General features: G+C 58.7%; 20 protein-coding genes and 1 tRNA gene. 7 read left to right on the top strand and 14 right to left on the bottom strand.

The genetic code is table 11. The features are described from left to right. The first annotated feature begins 78 nt into the window (after nucleotides 1-78). The 5 genes from QPL96_RS08025 (at nucleotide 79) to QPL96_RS08005 (ending at nucleotide 5,960) form a co-directional block, all read left to right on the top strand. Nucleotides 79-2,562, top strand: coding sequence for an NHL repeat-containing protein (locus QPL96_RS08025; protein WP_303286862.1), 2,484 nt, complete (start codon nucleotides 79-81; stop codon nucleotides 2,560-2,562). Nucleotides 2,563-2,733: 171 nt separating this feature from the next. Beyond that, complete coding sequence (locus tag QPL96_RS08020) at nucleotides 2,734-4,269, top strand: long-chain fatty acid--CoA ligase (RefSeq protein WP_303286861.1); 1,536 nt, start codon at nucleotides 2,734-2,736, stop codon at nucleotides 4,267-4,269. Further along, a complete protein-coding gene (locus QPL96_RS08015) occupies nucleotides 4,256-4,654 on the top strand; it encodes a MaoC family dehydratase (protein ID WP_303286860.1) in 399 nt (132 codons plus the stop codon). The genes QPL96_RS08020 and QPL96_RS08015 overlap by 14 nt, the downstream gene beginning before the upstream one ends. Next, a complete protein-coding gene (locus QPL96_RS08010; protein ID WP_303286859.1) occupies nucleotides 4,654-5,034 on the top strand; it encodes a hypothetical protein in 381 nt (126 codons plus the stop codon). The genes QPL96_RS08015 and QPL96_RS08010 overlap by 1 nt, the downstream gene beginning before the upstream one ends. Continuing rightward, nucleotides 5,028-5,960, top strand: a complete 933-nt coding sequence (locus tag QPL96_RS08005) for an alpha/beta hydrolase (protein WP_303286858.1) — start codon at nucleotides 5,028-5,030, stop codon at nucleotides 5,958-5,960. Before QPL96_RS08010 ends, QPL96_RS08005 begins: the two co-directional genes overlap by 7 nt. A 365-nt stretch (nucleotides 5,961-6,325) precedes the next feature. Here QPL96_RS08005 and QPL96_RS08000 read toward each other — a convergent pair. The 13 genes from QPL96_RS08000 to QPL96_RS07940 form a co-directional block, all read right to left on the bottom strand. Further along, nucleotides 6,326-6,412 (bottom strand) — tRNA-Leu (locus QPL96_RS08000). Between the two features lie 82 nt (nucleotides 6,413-6,494). After that, entirely contained in the window at nucleotides 6,495-7,733 is a 1,239-nt protein-coding gene (flgL, locus tag QPL96_RS07995; protein WP_303286857.1) for a flagellar hook-associated protein FlgL, read from the bottom strand. Nucleotides 7,734-7,751: 18 nt separating this feature from the next. Continuing rightward, entirely contained in the window at nucleotides 7,752-9,788 is a 2,037-nt protein-coding gene (gene flgK / locus QPL96_RS07990; protein ID WP_303286856.1) for a flagellar hook-associated protein FlgK, read from the bottom strand. 5 nt (nucleotides 9,789-9,793) lie between these two features. After that, nucleotides 9,794-10,780, bottom strand: coding sequence for a flagellar assembly peptidoglycan hydrolase FlgJ (gene flgJ / locus QPL96_RS07985; RefSeq protein WP_303286855.1), 987 nt, complete (start codon nucleotides 10,778-10,780; stop codon nucleotides 9,794-9,796). Between the two features lie 8 nt (nucleotides 10,781-10,788). Continuing rightward, nucleotides 10,789-11,886 (bottom strand): flagellar basal body P-ring protein FlgI, encoded by a 1,098-nt coding sequence (locus QPL96_RS07980; protein ID WP_053115009.1) that lies wholly within the window; start codon nucleotides 11,884-11,886, stop codon nucleotides 10,789-10,791. After that, nucleotides 11,883-12,575 carry a flagellar basal body L-ring protein FlgH gene (flgH, locus tag QPL96_RS07975; RefSeq protein ID WP_011784617.1) on the bottom strand — a complete coding sequence of 231 codons (693 nt, stop codon included), beginning with the start codon at nucleotides 12,573-12,575 and terminating at the stop codon, nucleotides 11,883-11,885. The genes QPL96_RS07980 and flgH overlap by 4 nt, the downstream gene beginning before the upstream one ends. Before the next feature lie 28 nt (nucleotides 12,576-12,603). Next, entirely contained in the window at nucleotides 12,604-13,392 is a 789-nt protein-coding gene (gene flgG / locus QPL96_RS07970; RefSeq protein ID WP_011784616.1) for a flagellar basal-body rod protein FlgG, read from the bottom strand. An 87-nt stretch (nucleotides 13,393-13,479) separates the two neighbouring features. Continuing rightward, nucleotides 13,480-14,232, bottom strand: a complete 753-nt coding sequence (locus QPL96_RS07965) for a flagellar basal body rod protein FlgF (RefSeq protein WP_053115008.1) — start codon at nucleotides 14,230-14,232, stop codon at nucleotides 13,480-13,482. 76 nt (nucleotides 14,233-14,308) lie between these two features. Next, nucleotides 14,309-16,198 carry a flagellar hook protein FlgE gene (locus QPL96_RS07960; protein ID WP_053115007.1) on the bottom strand — a complete coding sequence of 630 codons (1,890 nt, stop codon included), beginning with the start codon at nucleotides 16,196-16,198 and terminating at the stop codon, nucleotides 14,309-14,311. A 27-nt stretch (nucleotides 16,199-16,225) separates the two neighbouring features. Continuing rightward, on the bottom strand, nucleotides 16,226-16,903 hold the full coding sequence (locus QPL96_RS07955) for a flagellar hook assembly protein FlgD (RefSeq protein ID WP_303286854.1): 678 nt from the start codon (nucleotides 16,901-16,903) through the stop codon (nucleotides 16,226-16,228). An 18-nt stretch (nucleotides 16,904-16,921) separates the two neighbouring features. Then, complete coding sequence (gene flgC, locus QPL96_RS07950; protein WP_303286853.1) at nucleotides 16,922-17,371, bottom strand: flagellar basal body rod protein FlgC; 450 nt, start codon at nucleotides 17,369-17,371, stop codon at nucleotides 16,922-16,924. Nucleotides 17,372-17,415: 44 nt separating this feature from the next. Beyond that, a complete protein-coding gene (gene flgB, locus QPL96_RS07945; protein WP_303286852.1) occupies nucleotides 17,416-17,814 on the bottom strand; it encodes a flagellar basal body rod protein FlgB in 399 nt (132 codons plus the stop codon). A gap of 230 nt (nucleotides 17,815-18,044) precedes the next feature. Further along, nucleotides 18,045-18,596: a nitroreductase gene (locus QPL96_RS07940; protein WP_303286851.1), complete on the bottom strand. Its 552-nt coding sequence runs from the start codon at nucleotides 18,594-18,596 to the stop codon at nucleotides 18,045-18,047. Nucleotides 18,597-18,752: 156 nt separating this feature from the next. Here QPL96_RS07940 and QPL96_RS07935 point away from each other — a divergent pair, with 156 nt between their 5' ends. Together QPL96_RS07935 and QPL96_RS07930 are read left to right on the top strand one after the other, a co-directional pair. Beyond that, nucleotides 18,753-19,064, top strand: coding sequence for an Mpo1-like protein (locus tag QPL96_RS07935; RefSeq protein WP_303286850.1), 312 nt, complete (start codon nucleotides 18,753-18,755; stop codon nucleotides 19,062-19,064). Nucleotide 19,065: 1 nt separating this feature from the next. After that, a complete protein-coding gene (locus QPL96_RS07930; RefSeq protein WP_303286849.1) occupies nucleotides 19,066-20,505 on the top strand; it encodes an adenylate/guanylate cyclase domain-containing protein in 1,440 nt (479 codons plus the stop codon). Nucleotides 20,506-20,553: 48 nt separating this feature from the next. On the opposite strand, the gene queF is transcribed toward QPL96_RS07930, so the two are convergent. Continuing rightward, nucleotides 20,554-21,378, bottom strand: a complete 825-nt coding sequence (queF, locus tag QPL96_RS07925; RefSeq protein ID WP_303286848.1) for an NADPH-dependent 7-cyano-7-deazaguanine reductase QueF — start codon at nucleotides 21,376-21,378, stop codon at nucleotides 20,554-20,556. Nucleotides 21,379-21,388: the final 10 nt, after the last annotated feature.

Here is a 21,388-nt window from a genome sequence, read left to right as displayed (position 1 = left end):
GTGTTCCGCCCTGCTCACGAAGGACAAGCAACACCGGAAAACCATAACCAGAGAACAATAAATAACGGAAGATAAATCATGAAAATACAAAAAATGACACCACTGGCGTTACTCGCCGGGGCCGTGCTGATGGGCGCGCTTCCACCCACGGCCGGTGCCTTCCAAACCTTCGCCGACGAAGACCGCTCCGCGCAACTGAGCGGCGAACCGGTGCAGCAGCGCTATCAGTTCAACACCCCTACCACCGTCACCTACGACCGCGATAGCTTATCCCAAGGAGCATCCGACACACGCGTCTACGTGGCCGACATGGGCAACCATGAGATCAAGGTGCTGAACCTCAACGGCGCGCTCACCGGCCGGCTCGACGACGCCGACCAGACCCTGGCGGCGGACAGCCCGGCTAGCGCCGTACCCGAGATTCGCGCGCCACTGGGGATCGCTTTCCTGTCCGCCAGCGAGGCGGACGACGACCGTCTTGCCGGCCTCTACGTCAACGACGTGGGCCTCCACCAGATTCATTTCTTCCGCACCGTCAGTGCCGCCGCTGGCGACTTCGAATACGTCACCTCCTTCGGCCAGCCCGGTGACGGTGGCGGCGAGGACATCTACCTGCCGCGCAATATGACCATCACGCCACAGGGCTTTATCTATGTGTCCGATGAGTTCAACCACCGTGTCAAAGCGTTCAGCATTGATCCTGATAACGGTTACCAGGTCAGCCTGATCCAGACCCTGGGGCATCAAGACGGCAGTGGCGACTATGTCGGGGCCGGACCGATCATTCGCGGCGTCGACAAAGACTACGGCGCCGATTCGGCCAACTACGACGACTACGCCGGTGAACCGGCCAAGCGTGACGGCTACCGCATCCCTCAGGGCATGACCTATTATCAGTCCCCGGACAACGGCGCGACCTATCTCTACGTGGCCGACAACGGCAATAACCGCATCAAAATTTTCCGCGTCAACACCAGCACCGGCCAACTGACCCTGGACGACATGCTCGGCCGCTTCCGCGATGGCAGCGGCGATGTGGATCATCTCAAACGCCCGCGCGGCGTGCGCACCGATCTGGACGGCAATCTCTATGTGGCCGACACCTATAACGGTCGCCTGATGCAGTTCGAGAACCTGGCCGCCACCACCGACAGCAACCCGATCCGCTACCGCAGCAGCCAAAGCGCCGACGCCCAGGCCAACTGGGTCTATGGCCGGCTGGGCATCCATCAGGTGGAAATGCGCGCGCCCAGCAGCGCCGGCACCGAAGACGAAGCCTTCCAACTGCCCAACGATCTGGTGCCGATGATCGACGCCAACGGCGACTTTTATCGCGAAAACATCTACGCCTGGGGCTACTACTACTCCAACGCCCGCGTGCATCTGGTCAGCGACTCCGGCAATAACCGCATCAAAAAATGCTGGACCAATTCCAGCGGCACCTCACTGCTGCGTTGTTCGGTCTCCGCCGGTGTCGGCACCGTGGCCGACAATGAATACTGGGGCCACCCACGCACTCTGTCCGGACAACTGCACTCCGCCAGCGGCATGGCCTGGCTCGACAGCAAAGATCAGTTGCTGGTCAGCGACACCCCCAACACTCGCATCAACATCTACGACAGCAACGGCACCTTCCAGGGCCGCTTCCCCGGCACCAACATCAGCTACGGCGTTACCGGTATCGCTACTTTCAGCGACCCCAATATCGGTGAAGCGGTGGCGGTTCTGGTGGGGGCCGACGTCACCCTGCCCTGGCCCTACACCGGCGACGCCAGCCTGCGCATCTATGACGCCAACGGCAATCTGGAAGAGCTGTTCAACCTGAGCTACCGCACCGGCGGCCTGCCGGTTCCGGAAATCGGCCTGAGCACCAGCAACACCAACTACCCAGTGGCGGTGAGCGCAATCAACGACGGCGCCGCCGACCAGCACGGCATTTACATCACCAGCTTCGACAACTACATCTGGCGTTTCGACTACGACAGCGGCAGCAGTACCCTGAACGGCAACTGGTACGCCGGCGGGCCGGATACCGACAAAGGCAACGACCTGGGCGATACCTGGAGCCTGGGCCCGGACTTTTTCGAGCAGGGCGACGCCGGCACCTTTGATCAGATCGGCGGGGTGTTGGCGCTGGATAACCGCGTTTACGTTACCGACCGTCGCAATCAGCGCATTCAGGCCCTCAACCCGGCCAACGGTGCCTTGATCGGTCAACTCGGCCTGGGCGGCGGCACCTACGATCACCCCGACGGCCTGGACCCGGATCGCCTGTTCCTGCCCGCCGGCCTGGCCTACGACGCCCAGCAGGACGCGCTGGTGGTGGCCGACGGCTTCAACATGGTGGCGCGCGCCTGGGCCAACCCGGATCAGTACAGCCCCAACGGCGCCGGCATTATCGACCCGGCCTACCAGGGCCACTGGCTGGACCCGACTCTGGGCACACGGCCCGGCGGCCTGTTCGACACCGAGCAAGTGGCGGTGGGCGACGGCGACGTTTACGTGTTCTCGCTGATCAGCAACCGCATCACCAAGTTCAGCTGGTCAGAAATCAATAACTGATTGTAGGAGCGGGCCTCGCCCGCGAAAGGCAAGCCCGCTTGCCGACAAAGGTTGCCCCGCAGGATTCCATAGACCTGATTCAGTGCCACCAACAAGGTCTCTGGCATCCTGCCGGGTAAGCAAGTTCACCCTTTCGCTTGCAAGGCAAGCTCCTACAGCTCGGGAGAAAATATGGAAATGTTCGACTTGCTCGCCCACCGGGCCCGGGTAACGCCGGAGCGGCCGGCGTTGGAGGACCTGGAAAGCGGCGAACGCTACAACTACCGCCAATTCAACGAACGCGCCGCGCGGCTGGCCGCCGCGGCGCGCGATCACTGGGGGCTCAGCGAGGGCGACCGGCTCGCCTATCTGGGCCACAGCCGCGCCGAGTTCTTCGCCATGCTGTTCGGCTGCGCCAAGGCCGGCTTGATTCTGGTCCCGCTGAACTGGCGTCTGGCGGTGCCGGAACTGGAAACCCTGGTGGAAGACTGTGAGCCCGGCGCCCTGATCTTCGGCGCCGAATTCGCCGACGCCGCCGATCAACTTCAACAACGTTGCGGGCCGCTCACCCTGGTGGCCTTGGAACCGGCCAAACAGGGCGCCGACGGCGCCCCGCACGACTACCAGGCCGACCTCGCCGACACCGCACCGGACCTGAGCGCGCACCCGGACAAGGACCCGGACACGCCCTGGTATCTGCTCTACACCTCCGGCACCACCGGTCGCCCCAAAGGCGTGGTCCAGACTTTCCGCATGATGCTGGCCAACTATCTCAATATTGGTCTGGCGGTAAACCTCAACGGCGACGATGTGCTCCTGAACGTGCTGCCGTTGTTCCACACCGCCGGCATCAATCTGTATTCGTCGGCGGTGTTCATGGTCGGCGGCAGCGTATTGGTGGCGCGCGCCTTTGATCCGGATCAGGCACTGCAAGTGTTGGAAGAAAGAGCAACCATCTTTTTCGGGGTGCCGGCGGTTTACCAGGCGTTGCTCGATCACCCGCACTTCAGCGGCGACCGTTTGCGCCAGGTGCGCTCCTGGGGTTGCGGCGGTGCGCCGCTGTCACTGCCGGTGGCGCAACAGTACGTGGACCAGGGCATTCGCGTGCGCACCGGCATGGGCATGACGGAAACCGGACCCACGGTGTTCCTGCTCGACGAGGACAAAGTGCTCGACAAAATCGGTTCGGTGGGCCGCCCGCAATTGCTCACCGAAGTACGCATTGTCGACCACGACGGTCGGGATGTACCCCAAGGCGAGGCCGGCGAGCTGTTGATTCGCGGTCCCAACATTACCCCGGGCTACTGGAATCGCCCGGACGCCACCGCCGACGCGATCCGCGCGGACGGCTGGTTGCACAGCGGTGACGTGGCCCGCTGCGACGAAGACGGCCAGTATTTCATCGTCGACCGATCCAAGGACATGTACATCTCCGGCGGCGAGAACGTCTACCCGGCGGAAGTGGAAAAAGTGCTGGAACAACACCCGGCGATCACCGAAGTGGCGGTGGTGGGCATGGCCGACGAACGCTGGGGCGAAGTCGGCAAAGCGTATTACGGCGTCCACGCGGATCAGGACGCCCCGGACCCGGAAGCGCTACGCGTGTTTTGCCGCGAGCAACTGGCCGGCTACAAAGTCCCCAAGGTGTTCGAACAGGTCGAAGCCCTGCCCCGCAACGCCCTGGGTAAAGTCACCAAACAGGAGTTGCGTGATCATGCCAAACAATAAAGGCGCGCGCATGGAACGGGACCTGGTGCTCAGCCAGGCGGATTTCGACCGCTTCGCGCGCATCAGCGGCGACCACAATCCGATCCACGTGGACCCGGACTACGCCGCCAGCACCCGCTTCGGCGCCACCGTCTCCCATGGCATGCTGCTGTTCAGCACCGTGTGCGGGCTGATCAACGAGTTTTTTCCCGACGCCCGGCTAGACGTCCAGGACCTGAAGTTCCCGGCACCGGCCTACGCCGACGAACCGCTGATGGTGGTTCTGGAAACCAAGAGTCAGCCGGTGGATGGCATCGTGCACCTGACCACCGAGGTGCTCAAGAAAGACGGCAACCGCTGCCTGCAAGGCACCTGCCGCCTCAAACTCAGTCAGGAGGTGGCGTGATGAATGGCTCCCTGCCCCGATTCAAGGCGCTGCGCCTGGAAGAGCAAGCCACCGTGAAGCGATGTTTCAGCGCCGACGACATCGGCGAGTGGTGCCACATCGCCGATGTCGACGAACACCCCGAGCATGTGCCCGAGCCTCTGATCGCCGGCCTGTTCTCTTACCTGCTGGGCGAAAAATTGCCCGGCCATGGCACCAACTACCTGAAACAACATATGCGTTTCGAGAACGACGCGCGGATTGATGAAACCCTCACCGCCACGGTAACCATCACCCATCTGCGCGGCGATAAAGCACTGGTCAATCTGGATACCCTGTGCACCGGTGAAGACGGCCGGATGATCTGCGCCGGCGATGCTCTGGTGCTGTTTCAATGCTGAACGCTCAATTACAAACCTGGCTGGCACGCCTCAACGAATTGGTGGCGAATCAGAAAGCCGCCGGCGTGGAAGCCACGCCGGCCAGCGTACGCGAAAGCATGGCCGCCATGACCGACAATCTGGTCAGCACCGGACCGACCCTTCCCTGGGTCGGCGACGCCAAGGTGGAATGCGGCGAAACGCCGGTGCCGGCGCGGCTCTATGACCCGGCCCCGGACCAGGACACCCCGGTGTGTTTGTTCTTCCACGGCGGCGGGCACATGGCCGGCGATGTGGCGGTGTACGACCCGATCTGTCGCCGCTTGGCGCAAGCCAGCGGCTGGCTGGTGGCGTCGGTGGAGTACCGCCTCGCGCCAGAGGCGCCCTACCCGCTCGGCCTGGAAGACTGCCACAGCGCGGCGCGGCACATCTGGGCGACTCTGGACGCCGAAGAGCGGCGCTACAGCCGTCGGTTGGCCCTGGCCGGCGATTCCGGCGGCGGCACTTTCGCCGCCACCATCAGTGCCCTGGCGCAAAACGAAGCGTTACTGCCGGTAGAAAAACAGGTGCTGATCTACCCCAGCCTGGATTACACCCTGACCCGGCCGTCGATCCGCGAAAACGGCCAGGGCTATCTGCTGGAAGCAGAGCGCATTGAGTGGTATTTCCGGCACTACTTCCAACACAGTGAGGACCGCCGCGCCGCTTCGCCCCTGTTCATGCCGGTGAGTAACCGCCTGCCCGAGACCCTGGTGATCAGCGCCGGCTACTGCCCGTTGCGTGACGAGGCGCTGGCCTATGTTGAACGGCTGAACGAGACCGGTGCGCCCTGTCGGCACCGGCATTTCGAGGGCATGATCCACGCTTACCTGAATCTGGAAGCGCTGGTTCCCGATGCCTGCGCCGAGACCTACCAGGAGATCGCCGACTTCCTCAACGACGGTTAACGATTCCGCGAGCTTTGCCGGAATGCTCTCTCCAGAGGGGCGCGGGTCTGTGTTCTGGATGGGCACCCCCGATCCCAGTGCCGGCTTTCTGGAGGAAAAGCGCCGTCAAGAACGATCAGAAGTCGCGGGCGCGTTACGCTGCATCAGGTTATCGATGCCGAAGACAGAACACTATCCGCCAGCGGCCTGCGTCTGATCTGCGAGCGCTTCATGTGTTCCTCCGTGTATACCCGAACCGGAGTATACACGCTAATAAACAGTGTCAAAGCGGTGACGCCAGGTTATGTGTGGTTAGCTGATTCTAGGCCTAAAAGCCTGATATAGAGTGGTTTTTCTATGTCTGGTTACGTCAGGATACACTCAAATGGTAGCGGCGGGCGGACTCGAACCGCCACGGGTTTTACCCCAACGGATTTTGAATCCGTCGTGTCTACCAATTTCACCACGCCGCCATCGGAGAGTGTTGGGGATTATACTGAGCTATACCGCGAAAGCAATAAGCCAACGGACAGATCTGCCCGCAGCTTCAGGTCTTTACAACCGGTCAAACAGGGACAGCCGCGAAACCTGCGCAAAAGACTGCTGAGCCGCCTGAAGCACAAAGCTCTGGAAACTCAGGTTACTGATTGCTTCGGCGTAGTCGACATCCTGCAACCGGGAGCGGATTTCGTTGCTATAGACCGACGAATCCTCAAGGAACGTCTTGGTAGACTCCACTGCATTCATCCGCCCGCCCAGTTCCGTCTGCTTGAGAATGATGCTTTCCTGGGCGTTGTCGAGATTGATCAGGGAATTGGCGATCAGGTCATCGTAGGCGGCCCGCCCGCCCGGGCTGCTCTTGTCGATGCTATTGAGGCCGGCAATCAGGTTTTCGATGGTACCGAATACTGACTGTTTTTCGTTGATCTTGAGCGTGAAAACATCGCCGGCGCCCGGAACGGCATCAGCAATGGTTGCCTCAACACCCGCCACGGTAAAAGGCTCCCCGCTCTCGTAAAGAACCGGATCAACGGGTAAAGCGTTACCCTGGCTATCAAACGCTCTCAGCTCGGGAGGATTCCCCGCGCCGGGGTCGATGACCTCTACCGAAATATCATCCGGAAACGATCCGGAATATGCCGCAGCAAGATCCGCTTCGTTAACCAGACTGACTCCAGAAATAGATGCAGCCGGCGTATTCACAGTGCTATGTTCACCAGTAACAGCCGCGGGAACTCTTACGAAGATATCCTTGCCATTGTCGCTTATGGGAACGGTAATGCCGTCGTCAATCTCCAGAATCCGTTGCCCTTCATCGCCCTGATAGATCCAGTTGCCAAATTCATTTTGCTCAAACGCTTTCACCGCCCCCTGAAATCCACTGAAGATGTATTCACCCGAAGCGTCCCGGGTATTGGCGATGTTTGCCAATTGCCCCAGACGCTCCTCCAGCTCTGAGGAAATGGAACGCCTGTCGTTGGCTGACAACGACCCGTTGCCGGCCTGCACCGTCAATTCACGGATGCGCTGGATAACGTCAATAGAGCTTTCCAGCGCGCTCTCCTCCTGCTTCAGGCGATTATCTGCCAGGTCGACATTGCGCTGATAGGTCTCGACCCGCGACAATTCCTGATCCAGCCTCAGAATCCGGGCGGCCGCCACCGGATCATCTGAGGGCTTATTCACCCGTTTGCCAGTAGCGATCTGCTGCTGGGTGTTGTTCAGACTGGTATTAAGCTCCTGAAGGCGGTTGATGCCGCCGGAAAAAATCTGTTGTGATGAAATTCTGATCATGTCACATCACCTCAACCGTTACCGGAAACTCTGTAACAGGGTATTGAACAGGTCCTGAGCCACCGACATCACCTGGGCGGAGGCATTGTATGCTGCCTGGTACTGGATCAGTCGGCCGGCTTCTTCATCCAGGTTGACACCGGAGACCGATTCCCGCTGGTTGGTCGACTGCTCAAGCAGGGTTTTACCGGCATCCACATCCAACTGGCTCTGGCGGGTTTTCACGCCAATATCCTCTACCAGGCCGGCATAGCCCTCGGAGAAACTCTGACTGCCGCCATTCAGCGTATTGGCCGTACCCAAAGCCGCGAGAAGCCCGGCATTGCGGTTATCGGAAACGCCATTGGAGTTGTACCCGATGGTAAAGGTATCACCAACTGCAGGCTCCCCGGTCATCCGGAACTGAAAACCCTGGTAAAGCGCACCTGCTATGGCAGGATTTTCCTCAAAAAGCGTGTTGACCTGCTGTGGGTCGTAGTCTCCGCTCGCAACTACCTGCGTTGAGGGCGGAGCCTCAGTCACCTCATACTGCAAGCCCGTGGGACCGCCGACGGTAAACGACACCGTCAACGGGCCATTGGCCAGTTCGCCCGACGTCTGAAAACCGGGCAGCAGGGAATTGGTGAACGGATTTCGAACGTCCAGCATCGCTCCCTGATCGATTTTACCCGTGCCAATATTATTGGCTGCTGACGTTGCCCGAATGGGACTGGCAAATGCCAGGTCCTCTTCACGACTTACTACGAGACCTATACTCTGCGCCGCATTCCGGCTCGGCTGGATCAGGTATTTATCGCCGGCGTTGAAGGTGCCGCCCTCTACCCGGATGTTGAACCCGGGCATACTGATTTCAGACTGGACGGGGTCCGGGAGGCGCCCTTGGTTTACAGTTTTTCCACTGGCCTGATCAACCAACTCAAAGTTCCGGCCATCGCCACTGAACTGCAAAGTCCACCGGCCCGCAGGAAGCGCAGCGCTGTCGGTAATCTCAACCGCCAGTTGGCCGGTACTGGACAGGGCGTTGTTGCCATCGGCCACTACCCTGCTGCGCTGGATTTCAATGGAGTTGATATCGGTGAAGAACAGCCCGCCAAGGTCTCCCTCCAGATCCATGCCGATTTCATGCTGCTGATTCACTGTATCCGACAATGCAATGGCAATCCGGCCCAGCTCATCAAATGCCGGCTTGAGTCCCTCGTTGTCGAAGCGCAGAAGGCCACCCAGCTTGCCGCCGGTGATCTGCTCATCGATATTCAGAATGCGCCCACCATTGTTAAGTGTGAATTCCAGACGGGTCGGATCTTCGGCGTTTTCCCGAGTGCCAAGGGTTGCCGCATTACTGCCCACGACCAGGGACAGACCGTTGGACAGAGAAACGTTGACCTGGCTGCCATCGGTGGGCGTCACCTTGATATTCACCAGTTCCGAAAGCTGGCGCAGTTTTTCGTCGCGCTTATCCAGCAACTCATTGGGCATCCTGCCCTGGGCGATGCCCGGGGACTCGGATATCGCCAGGTTCAGCTCTGCGATGCTCCTGATCAGGGTATTGCCGTCCTTTACACCCTGCTGCATCTGAGTCTTGATGGACTCCCGCTGCTGGATGAACTCCTGGTTCAGCGCCTGGAACCGGTTAACGACCTGCTGGGCCTCGCTCAGCACCAGTTGGCGCTGAGGCAAAGATGTCGGATCCTCGGCGGCGTTCTGGAGGCTGGCAAAAAAGTTGTTCAGGGCTGTGTTCAGACCAGTGGATTCACCACCGAGCAGGTTATCAAGCCGGGAAAGCTCTGAATTGAGGGCTTCCTGTTCGCCATAAAGAGTGCTGTCTTCCCGCACCTGCTGAACCAGGTATTCATTGGCAAGGCGGCGGATATCGGCAACATTCACGCCACTACCGATGGTCCCGGCTCCGGTGCGCTGCCCTTCCTGGGTTTCAAACAGGACTTCCTGTCTGCTGTAGCCAGGTGTGTTGGCATTTGTGATGTTGTTACCCGTGGTATTCAGTGCCGCCTGATTACTGAGGATGCCGGTCAGACCAATGCCTATCAACCCTGCCATAACGTTTACTCCTTCATCCCGTCACTACCCATGGACAGCGTCATCAGTGAATCACGGCTCATGATCTGGCGGATTTTACTGCCATAGTTCGGGTCGGTTGCGTAGCCGGCTTCCTGGAGTTTCTCCGCAAACACTTCAGGCCTGTCCGCCGCCGACAGCACGTCCCGGTAACGGGGGTTGGATTCGAGGAACGAAACATAGTCCCGGAAGCTGGATTCATAATCCTGGTAGGCCCGGAAACTGGCCTGCTCTTTCATGGGCAGACCCTCGCGGTATTCTGTGGTGGTGAGGGAAACGGCATTACCCTTCCACCGGCTATCCGCTTTGATACCAAAGAGGTTAAAGCTTGGCTCGCCCTGCTCCCCCCGGATCATATGCCGGCCCCAGCCGGTTTCCAGGGCCGCCTGGGCCACCATCAGTTTTGGGTCGATGCCGGTATCCCGGCTGATTCGCTCCGCTACCGGAAGCAAGGCACTCACGAAATGCCCCGGCGAATCGAACCGGTCCGGCAATTCGGACACGTTTTTTTCCGGGGCCGCAGTAAACCCTTGCGCCACCAAAGCGACTTTCTGAACCTGCCCGGGCAAGCTTGCCGAAAGCGCCGGCATACGCCGGTCATAATCCGCGAGGGAAGCCTTGTGGCCAGCCAGCTTATCGCCTTCACTGTCCAGGCCAGGAATTTGTTGGCTCAGTTGCCGGACCAGCGCCTCGGCGAGACCGGTTCCCTGCCCGCCGGCCATGGTCAGACTCACCTGGTTATCAAACATATCGCGATACAGATCCGACTGATTGCTTTTCAGGAAATTACCTTCGGAAAGCACGTCACCGGCCTTGCGCATGGACTTCAGCATCTCAGAAAGGAACAGGCTCTCGAACTGGCGTGCCACCTCTTCCAGCGCCGCCCTCTTGTCCGTCCGGGCCTGCGTTTTCAGCGCGTTCAGCCCGCTGAAATCGGTATATACCCGGGCCTGCTGAAGCGAATAGTCCTGCATCATGCCGCCTAGATAACAATCAGCTCGGCACGCAGCGCACCAGCCTGTTTAAGAGCTTCAAGTACCGCCATAACGTCCCCCGGAGCGGCACCCACCTGGTTCACCGCCTGAACAATCTCGTTCAGCGTGACAGCCGGACCAAACCTGAACATCCTGGCAGGCTCCTCGGTGATTGCAATCTGGGTATCGGGCTCAAGGGCTGTGTCGCCGCCGGCAAACGGATTAGGCTGTACCACCGCGGGATTTTCCTGAATGGTCACCGTCAGGTTGCCGTGGGTTACCGCTGCCGGGCTGACTTTGACATTCTGGCCGACCACGATGGTTCCGGTCCGGCTGTTGATCACCACTTTGGCGGCATCCTGGGCCGGGTCGACTTCAATGTTTTCAAGTATCGAAAGAAAGCTTACCCGCTGGGACGGATCCCGCGGCGCACGCACGGAAACCGAGGTGGCATCGTGGGCATAGGCCATGTCCGGGCCCAGACGATCATTCACCGCCTCAACCACCCGGCGAGCAGTCGTGAAATCCGGTCGCAGGAGATGAACGGTAATGGTGTCGCCCTCCGTAAACGGCGACAAGACCTCACGCTCGATGGTGGCGCCATTCGGGATACGGCCAACGCTGGGAATATTCACGGTAATCCTGGAACCATCCAACCCCTGGGCACCGAAGCCGCCAACCACCAGGCTGCCCTGGGCCACGGCATAAACCTTGTTGTCAGCGCCCTTCAGCGGAGTCATCAGCAAAGTGCCGCCGCGCAGGCTGTCTGCATTGCCAATGGAGGAAACCGTAATATCTATCTCCTGCCCGGCCTTGGCAAACGGTGGCAATGTGGCACTCACGGTTACCGCTGCAATATTGGTGAGTTTCGGGTTAACGCCCTCAGGCAAGGTAATACCGAACTGGTTCATCATGTTCCGGAAGGTCTGATTGGTGAACGGTGCCTTGTCGCCGGTTCCGTCAAGACCAACCACGAGTCCGTAGCCCACCAACTGGTTGTTCCTTACCCCTTTGATCCGGGACAGGTCCTTCAGCCGGTCCGCCATCACCGGTGCCGCACCCACCGTCAGGGCAAGTATCCAGACAAGAAAACGCCGCACGCTCATAGCAGCCACCACTCACTGTTAAAGAAACGGGCAAGCCAGCCCATCTGGTTGGCCTGGTCGAAGTCACCGGTACCGCCATAGGCGATACGGGCATCGGCAATACGGTTTGAGGCAACGGAATTGTCCGGCTGGATATCCCGGGGGCGAACCAGTCCGGTCAGACGGATGTACTCTTCACCATTGGTCAGCGACAGCCACTTTTCGCCCCGGATCCGCAACACGCCATTGGGCAGCACTTCAGTGACCGAGACGGTGATGCTGCCAGCAAGGCTGTTGCTCTGATCCGCGTCGGCCCTGGTTTTAAAATCGCGCTCATTGTTCAGTGACGTGCCGATCCCGAAGTTGCTCTTGCCCAGAATGTTTGGCTCCGGCAACTTGATTTCGTTATCCTTGATGATACGGGTGTCAGCATTCTTGCTGGCACGGGTGGACTCCTGGAGGGTCACTGTCAGTACATCACCCACGTTGAGCGCGACGGTATCCCCGTAAAAGTTATAGTTTCGGGAGACCTGGTAAATCGAACCAGACGCCCTGTCCCTCTGCATCATGGCCTGAGGGCGCACCGGTGCAAACTCGGGGTCATCCGGAATCGCCCGGGGCCGGCTCATGGCCGTGCAACCCTGTAGTAGGATCAGTACCACTAAGGTCGCCAGGGTACTGGCGCCCCGGTTTGTCCGGCTGGATGTCATCGGATTCACGACCTCACCTCTGGCGGCATTAGCCAATGTTGTTGGTAATGAACTGCAGCATCTGATCCGCTGTGGAAACCACTTTCGAGTTCATCTCGTAGGCGCGCTGGGTGGTAATCATGTTCACCAGTTCTTCCACGACCTCCACGTTGGAGGCCTCCAGGGAACCCTGTTCAATGGTGCCAAGCCCGAGCAGACCCGCCTGCCCCTCTATGGGGTTCCCGCTGGAAATGGTTTCCTTGAACAGGTTGTTTCCGATGGCCTGCAACCCCTGGGGATTGATGAAATCCACCAGGGTGATCTGGCCAACGTTCACCGGCGCTGCCTGGTCGTCCGTTATCGCCGTGACCGTGCCGTCGGTGCCAATGGTGATATTGGTGGCGTTATTGGGAACATTGATGGCCGGCTCCAGAAGGTACCCGTCCGGATTGACCACATCGCCGTTGACGTTCAGCTGGAACTGACCGTCCCGGGTGTAGGCAATCTGGCCATCCGGCAGCAGAATCTGCAGAAACCCCCGGCCGTTAATGGCCATGTCCAGCGGCTGCTCGGTAATCTGAAGGTTGCCCTGGGAGAACTGCTTGACCGTGCCCACAACCCGGACACCCGTACCCAGTTGCAGTCCGGAGGGCAGTTCGGAGTTCTGGGTGCTCAGGCCACCGGGTTGCCGGTTGATCTGGTACAGGAGGTCCTGGAAGACCGCCTTGTCCCGTTTGAAGCCGGTGGTGTTGACGTTGGCCAGGTTGTTGGAAATGGTGGACATGTTGATGTCCTGTGCGCTCAAACCGGTCTTGCTGACCCAAAGTGCTGGATTCATGCTGCTTACTCCATACCGGGGGGGGGGCAATCAGGCGGCCAGTTTTTGCCGCTTCAGGCCCGCCAGGCCACTGTGTTCGGTCGTTACTTAAAGGTTCTGCAACAGCCGTGCCGTTGCTTCGGAATTCTCGTTAGCGGTGGTCATTACCTTCACCTGCATTTCGTATTGCCGGGAAAGCTGCAGATTGGAAATCATCTCTTCCACCGCATTCACGTTGGAGCTCTCAAGAAACCCCGAGACCACTCTGAGGTTTGCATCCGGGGGCTCAGGACCATCGATTGCCTGGTCCGGTTTGCGGCGCACATGTCCGTCGAGGCCCTTCTCCAGAGCATCCGGTGGCGGGTTGACCAGCTTCATACGATCCACCTCAACCAACTGATTCGGCGGGCCGCCAACAGGAATAACAGAAATCGTGCCATCAGCGCCGATTTGCACGTTGTCGAAAGGCGGCAGTGCAACCGGTCCACCATTGCCAAGCACAAGCTCACCAGTGCCCAGGCGCACCAGACCATTCACATCGATCTGAAGACTACCGCTGCGGGTAAACACCTCTTCGCCCTGATCATTCTGGATGGCAAGCCACCCTTCACCTTCAACCGCCACATCCAGTTTGCGGCCGGTATCGATAAGGGCGCCTGCGGAAAGGTCTGTGCCGGGTCGTTCTGTCATGGCATAGGCCCGGGTGGGATGGAATTCCCCAAAGACAGGCATGCTACGTGCCTGGGAGAAGTCCTTCTTGAAGCCGGTGGTGCTGACATTCGCCAGATTGTTGGCATGGGCTTGCTGGGCCAGCATGTTCTGCTTGGCGCCAGACATACCGATGTAGAGGGCTTTGTCCATGGGAAAACTCCTGCCGGAATTTTGACTGTTTCCAGTCTTGAAGCAGGAGTCATGCCACGTTCGCAAGTTCGCGAAATTAACGGAGGTTGATGATGGTCTGGGTGACCGCATTGGAGGTTTCGATGGTTTTGGCGTTGGCCTGGTAGTTACGCTGGGCAATGATCAGGTTCACCAGTTCAGCAGACAGATCCACGTTGGATTCCTCGACAGAGCTTGACGCAATGGAACCGAGGGTACCGGTGTCCGGTGCGCCGATGACAGGCTGGCCTGATTCAAAGGTTTCGACCCAGGAAGTATCCCCCACCGGAGACAGGCCATCGGTGTTGCTGAATGTGGCGAGCGCCACCTGACCAAGCGCATTGGATTGTCCGTTGGTGTACCGGGCGAATATGACACCAGCATCCGACACATCGAGGCCCGACAGGCGACCCGTGGTATAACCATTCTGCTGCTGGTCATTAACACCGAATGCCGCGCCGTATTGGGTGGCCTCGCTCAGATCCAGAACGAACGCGGAGCTGGTGGGCGGCTCCGGAATCGGGCTCACGACCGAGGCGGGGTCTGCAGGAGGGCCATCCGCCCCATTAGGGGCGCCACTTGGATCCTTGGGAACCCAGTCAGTCACGACAATCTCACCATTGGAATCACCATTGATGGAAGCCAGCTCGCCGTCCTGGTTGAATATGACGGTATAGGGAGTCTGATCCGTGCCCCCGACCGGCTCACCGTCTACCTGAAGATAAACAGACCACTGACTCTGGCCAACACCATTCCCGGGCGACGGCTCTTTGACATAGAACTGGGTCATCTCATGGGCGTTACCCAGGCTGTCGTAGATGGTGGTTGATGTGGCGTGGTTGTAGGTGCGCTGGTCAATGGGGTTAAAAGCGTTAATGCGCGTGGGTTGCGTATTGTTGTAGGTCGCCACAAACTGAGACCCCACGACATCAGAGGTCACAGTATCCACACTGCGATTTGTGCTTACCGCGATCTCTCCAACGGTGTTCTCAATCGGGTTCGTACTACTACCGTCTCCCCACTGAACGTCAAGCGGTTCACCCGAACTGTCCCTGACCACAAGATTGCCGCTATCCACATTGGCTGAGATGGAGTTATTACCGAAGCTGGAAATAACATTCGCCAGCTCATCGAGTGTCGTCACAGCGCTTACATTCAGGGGCTGACCATTGATCGAGAACTCCAGGCTACCAGACGCAATGGTATTGTTAAGAGTATCGCCGGTCGAGGCGCCATTGGCCGTCGAGTTTATTTCAGCTGTTGTGATACCGGACGCACTCACGCCGGAGGCTGCGGAGATAGCATCGGCAATCTGGCCCGCGGAGTTTATCGGGCTGGGAATAAGAACAGTCTCATCGGCTGAGCCGTCGGAATAGGAAAAAGTAAGCGTTTCACCTGCTGCAAAGTCGCCGGTCTGCAGAGAAAGGTCTCTCACTCTGCGCTCCAGCAAGGATTCACGGGAATCCAGATTCACATCGGTCTGCAGGTTCGTGGTCCTGCGCGGAGCCAGGTTGGCAGTCTCAATCTGCAGGTCTCCACGCACGCCAGACAAATTGCCATCACCATCAGCGGTATAACCCTGCACCTTCATGCCCTGGTTGTTGACCACAAAGCCGTCCTTGTCTACTCCAAACTGGCCGGCCCGGGAGTAGCGCACTTCGCCGCCATTGTTCAGAATAAAGAAGCCATCACCGTCAATTGCCATATCCAGGCCGTTATCAGTGAAGCTGATATTGCCCTGTCCGAAGGACTGTTTCACACCCTGAACCCGGACACCGTCCCCGATCGGGTTGGTGCCTGCGCTCAGGAAGCCACTGGCATAAAGATCGCCGAACTGGGCCTTGCTGCCTTTGAACCCCACGGTGCTGGCGTTGGCAATATTGTTACCGGTGACGTCCAGATCCACCGATGCCGCGCGAAGACCACTCAAACCCGTATTAAATCCCATGGCTCACCTCTTGGTGTTTCACCGGTATCAGTTAATTTGTTTTACATCAGACAGGGCGATGGAGCCCATGCCTGCGAGATTCAGGGTAATGGAGCCGCCCTGACCCAGGGACACGCTGTCAACATTGGCACTTACCATCGTACCCAACTGCTGCGGCCCATCCGGGTAGGAAGCCTCGGCTACAATCCGGTAGGAGCCCGGCGGCAAGGGATTGCCGTTGCCGTCCTGGCCATCCCAGCGGAATGAGGTCACACCCGCCGGACTACTACCCATATCAATCTGTCGTACCAGCTCACCATTCTGTCCCTGGATCGAAAGCCGGAGCCCACCGGTCGATGCCGGCACTTCAATAGTGCCGCTGATCTCACCATCCGCACCCAGAATCCCGACCTGGGAAGGGGCAAGCACGGTTTTGCCGACCATGGCAGAGGCCTGCAGCGCCTGGGTGGAACGGAACTGGCCCACCACATCTTCAACCGTACCTGAGAGGTTCTGCATCTCCTCCAGTGAGCTGAACTGGGCCAACTGGGAGATAAACGCGCCGTTGTCCTGTGGTTCCAGCGGGTTCTGGTTTTTCAGCTGTGCCAGCATCAGTTCCATGAACTCATTCCGGCCGAGCTCACTGGTGCCCTGGCCGCCATTCTGTTGCTTCAGCTGGTATTGGCTCAGAACATCCGACGCGTCTGTTGCATTTACTGCGGTCATGTTGTGCTCCTCACCCTGTTACTGCTGACCAAGAGTCAGAATGCGCTGCATCATGGACTTGGCAGTGTTCATGACATCCACATTCATCTGGAAACTTCTGGACGACGACATCATGTCAGCCATCTCTTCGACCACGTTCACATTGGGGTAATAGACAAATCCATCGTCATTCGCCGCCGGGTGGTAGGGTTCGTAACGCATCTGAAGCTCAGCGTCACTTTCCACGATGCCTTCAACCCTGACGCCGGCACCGGGGCCCTGACCGGCAGCCATCGGCATGCCACCCTGCCCCGGGTTCAGGAGTGATTGCTGAATGGCTGAGAACACCGGCTTTCTGGCCCGGTAGGTTTCACCGGTACTTGAGCTGGCTGTTTCGGCATTGGCAATGTTGGACGCGGTTGTATTCAGCCGCAGCGATTGCGCTGTCATACCGGAACCGGCGATATCAAAAATGCTGCCCAGTGACATGATAATTCTCCTTCGCTAACCTTCGCTAACCCCGTGACTGCGGCTTATTCGCCCTTCAGGGCTTTGGTCAAACCGCTGTACTTGCTGTTCAGGAACTGGAAACTGGCCTGGAAGTCCATGGCGTTACGCATGAAGCGTGACTGCTCCTGCTGGGCATCCACAGTATTACCGTCGACCGACGGCTGGTATGGCACCCGATACAAAAGATCGCTCTCCGACGCAGACCGGGAGGTATCCATGTGAGCCTCGTTTGTTTTCGCCATCCGGAAGCCGCTGACGGACTCCTGGGCCTTCTGCATCATCGCCTGGAAGTCCACATCACGGGCCTTGAAGCCCGGAGTGTCAGCGTTCGCCAGGTTGTTTGCCAGAACTTCGGCACGCCTGACCCGCGTTTCCACCGCGTATTGATGAATACCCAAAGCCTTATCGAACGTAATTGCCATGTTGCCTCCCGAAAACCGCACCAGTACGCCGACCTGATTTTGCCGGCTGTGCTCTCTGACAGAATTAAAGCAAGGTAGATGCCAGAATTTGAAAGACGCTCTGAATAGTACAAAGCGCCAGGGTTCTCAGGGTTAGTGAGAGAAATCGGGAACGGGAGAAGGGGGAAGAAGAGCCTCGAAAGCGGCAAACTGCTTCCCCGACCCTCGCCGGGGAAAGCCGCTGTTACCCGTTAAGGCCAGTGACGGACGAACTCCTCCACCCCGGGCCGGAGAACGGCAGGCTTTGCAGCGGAGACACTCCCCGTATAAAGAAAGCCGATAACCTGCTCATGGTCATCCAGCCCCAGCCCTTTATGCACGGCTGAATGATAGGCGACAGCACCGGTGCGCCACATTACACCATAACCGGCATCCTGAAGGGCCAGCCCAAGAAAGCTCATGCCAGCAGCCGCAGACATCACCTGCTCCACTTCCGGGACTCTGGGGTGGGGCCTCGGCGAGGCAATACCAACAATGACCATGGGTGCCCGCAGAGGCGCGCGCCGGAGCTTTTCGATTTCCTGCTCGTCACTGTTGTTGGCACAGGTGGAGGCAAACAGTTCCCCGAGAGCCTTCAGCCCCTCACCTTCTACGACCAGATAACGCCATGGCCGCAACAAGGCATGATCCGGAGCGCGGGCGGCGCAGGCAAAGGCCGTGTTCAGGGTTTCCCTGTCTGGCGCGGGCGCTTCCAGCCTGGGTTCAGAGGACCGGTTAAGCAGGAAATCCGTAACTGCTGTCATATCGTCTCACTATTTTAGGGCTGTGTGAAAATGGGCATGGGCACAATTACTGGCTGTGAATTGTGGCTTGTACCTAATGCTGTTAATCTTTAGTCGTAGTCGGCGCTGCCAACAATTATAAAATGCCGCAGTCCTGCAACGGTGAGAAGCAACACAATGAGCAACCAGCGAACCTTCAACAGCTTTTCCAAATTCTATCCTTACTATCTTGAAGAACACAGCGATGCAACCTGTCGCAGGCTGCACTTTGTCGGTAGCCTTCTGGTTCTTCTGGTCGCTGTCTGGGCGATCACCTCCGGAAAACTGGCGTGGCTTCTGACCCTGCCGGTCATCGGCTATGGGTTTGCCTGGGCCGGCCATTTCATGTTTGAGAAAAACCGCCCTGCAACCTTCAGGTACCCACTGTACAGCCTGATGGGGGACTGGGTCATGTTCCGGGACATACTTATCGGCCGGATCCGTTTCTGAAATGATGAGCGTACCGGCCGATCTGCGAAAAGCCAGCACCTCCATAGTCAAGTCGATGGCTACCGAGGGCTCCGGCAGTACGATCGTCATACCGCCGATGCCGGATTACAGCGGCCGATTACTGGCGTACACGTCTACGGCGGCGATTATCGTAACAGGTGTTCTCCAGGGCGCCTTTCCGCAGCCGTTGCTGTGGCTGGTAGCAGGTGCTCTCACATGGCCACACATAGCCCACATACTGACCCGTAAGACCTTCCTGAGACATTCCGCCCGCATCCGTCATAAGATGCTCATTGTGGATTGTGTGATTGGCGGCGGGTTTATCGGTTTTATCGGCCTGATTGTCATACCCTCCCTGTCAGTGGCCCTGATGCTGATGTTCAGTTGCCTGATCGTGGGTGGCATCCGCCAGTGGCTGATCGGTACCGGTTTCATGGTGGCGGCAATTGCGATTGTCGTTGCCATCCTCGGCCTGGCCGACGGCCCCCACGCGCCGCTTTTGACCAGCATGGTGTCGATTCTTTCCACCGGACTGTATATCTGCGTTACCGCCTACTATTCACACCAGCAGGCCCGGGCACTGATGCTGGCCAAAACCCAGATCCAGAATCAGCGGGAACAGTCGATTGCCCTGTCTCACAAGCTGTCCAAGTACCTCTCGCCCCAGGTGTGGCAATCGATCTTTACCGGGGAGCGGGATGTACGGCTGGAAACCCAGCGCAAGAAACTGGCGGTATTCTTTTCAGACATCAAGGGTTTCACCGAACTCTCCGAAGAGATGGAGCCAGAGGCGTTGACCGAGCTGCTGAATCACTACTTCAATGAAATGTCTGAAGTAGCCCTCAAATATGGCGGCACCATCGATAAATTCGTGGGCGACTCAATCATGGTATTCTTTGGCGATCCCACCAGCCGGGGCCAGCGGGAAGACGCCTTTGCCTGCGTGTCCATGGCCATTGAAATGCGCAAGCACATGAAGATCATGCGCCAGAAGTGGCGAAGCCAGGGCATCAAGACCCCCCTGGAAATCCGCATGGGGATCAGCACCGGCTACACCACAGTGGGTAACTTCGGGGCTGAAAACCGGATGGATTACACCATCATCGGCAAGGAAGTGAACCTGGCCAGCCGCCTTGAATCCCTGGCGGAACCCGGCGAGATCCTGGTGTCCTACGAGACCTTTTCACTGATCAAGAACAAGATCATGTGCCGGGACAAAGGCGAAATAACCGTGAAAGGATTCGGCAAACCGGTGCCGATATACGAGGTGGTGGATTTCCGGCGGGATATGGGGCCAAACCGCAGCTTCATGGAGCACGAACACAGCGGCTTTGCCATGTACCTGGATTCGGACAAGATCACCGAGAAAGAACGGCAGGCGATTCTCACCGCGCTGGAAGATGCCGCTGATCGCCTCCGGCGGGAAGAAGACGTCTCCTGAGGCGCCGGCGGCGCTCCAACCAACCTTCGTTGCTGAAGACAACCCTGGTTACTGACGGATCAACCGCGGCCCGGCATCCCGGCCGGCTTCGGTACTTCTCCAGGGATTAATATCCAGCCCGCCCCTGCGGGTGTATCGGGCACGCACTGTGAGCGACTCCGGCTTGCAACGGCTCATCAAATCCGTAAACACGGTCTCCACGCAGTGTTCGTGGAAATCCTGCTTCTGCCGAAAACTCACCACATACCGCAGCAACCCGGCCCGGTCGATTTTCCGGCCGGTGTAACTGATCAGCAGAGTTGCCCAGTCCGGTTGCCCTGTCACCGGGCAATTGCTCTTCAGCAGATGGGAACAGAGGTGCTCTGTCACTATTCCGCCTCCGTCGCTGGCGGAAAGTGAGTCCGGTGCATAGTCATAAACCACATCGCTCACCGGCTCATTATCGATCAGCTCAAATCCCCTGGGGCGGCCAACCGCTTTGCCCGACTCATCAACGCTCAACAGCGTCACCTGCACCGCGCCACCACAGGCACTGGAGAGATCTTGAGTAATCGTTTCAGCCACCTGGTCCCGGGATGAATAAACAGCCTGATTCAACGAGTTCAGGTAGAGCTTCATTGACTTGGACTCAATGATCGAAGGCGAAGCCGCCGGAAAGACAATCTCTGCCCACGCCACCTCAGGCACGCCGCCCGGCCTCAGCCAGGAAATTTCCCAGGCCTGCCACAGGTCTTCCCCAAACCAGCGCCAGCGGCCATCGTCCAGGCCAAGGCGGCGACGGTTTTCCTCTCTCGCCACGGGGAACAGCAAGCCGGGGTTGTAGCTGGCCGGGTAATCACTTGTTTTGCCAAGCGGCGCATCATTAAGTGCCATAGGTGTTCCC

The sequence above is a fragment of the Marinobacter sp. SS8-8 genome (genome assembly GCF_030540945.1).
Classification (GTDB): Bacteria; Pseudomonadota; Gammaproteobacteria; order Pseudomonadales; family Oleiphilaceae; genus Marinobacter.
This window is presented reverse-complemented; position numbering and strand designations above follow the sequence as displayed.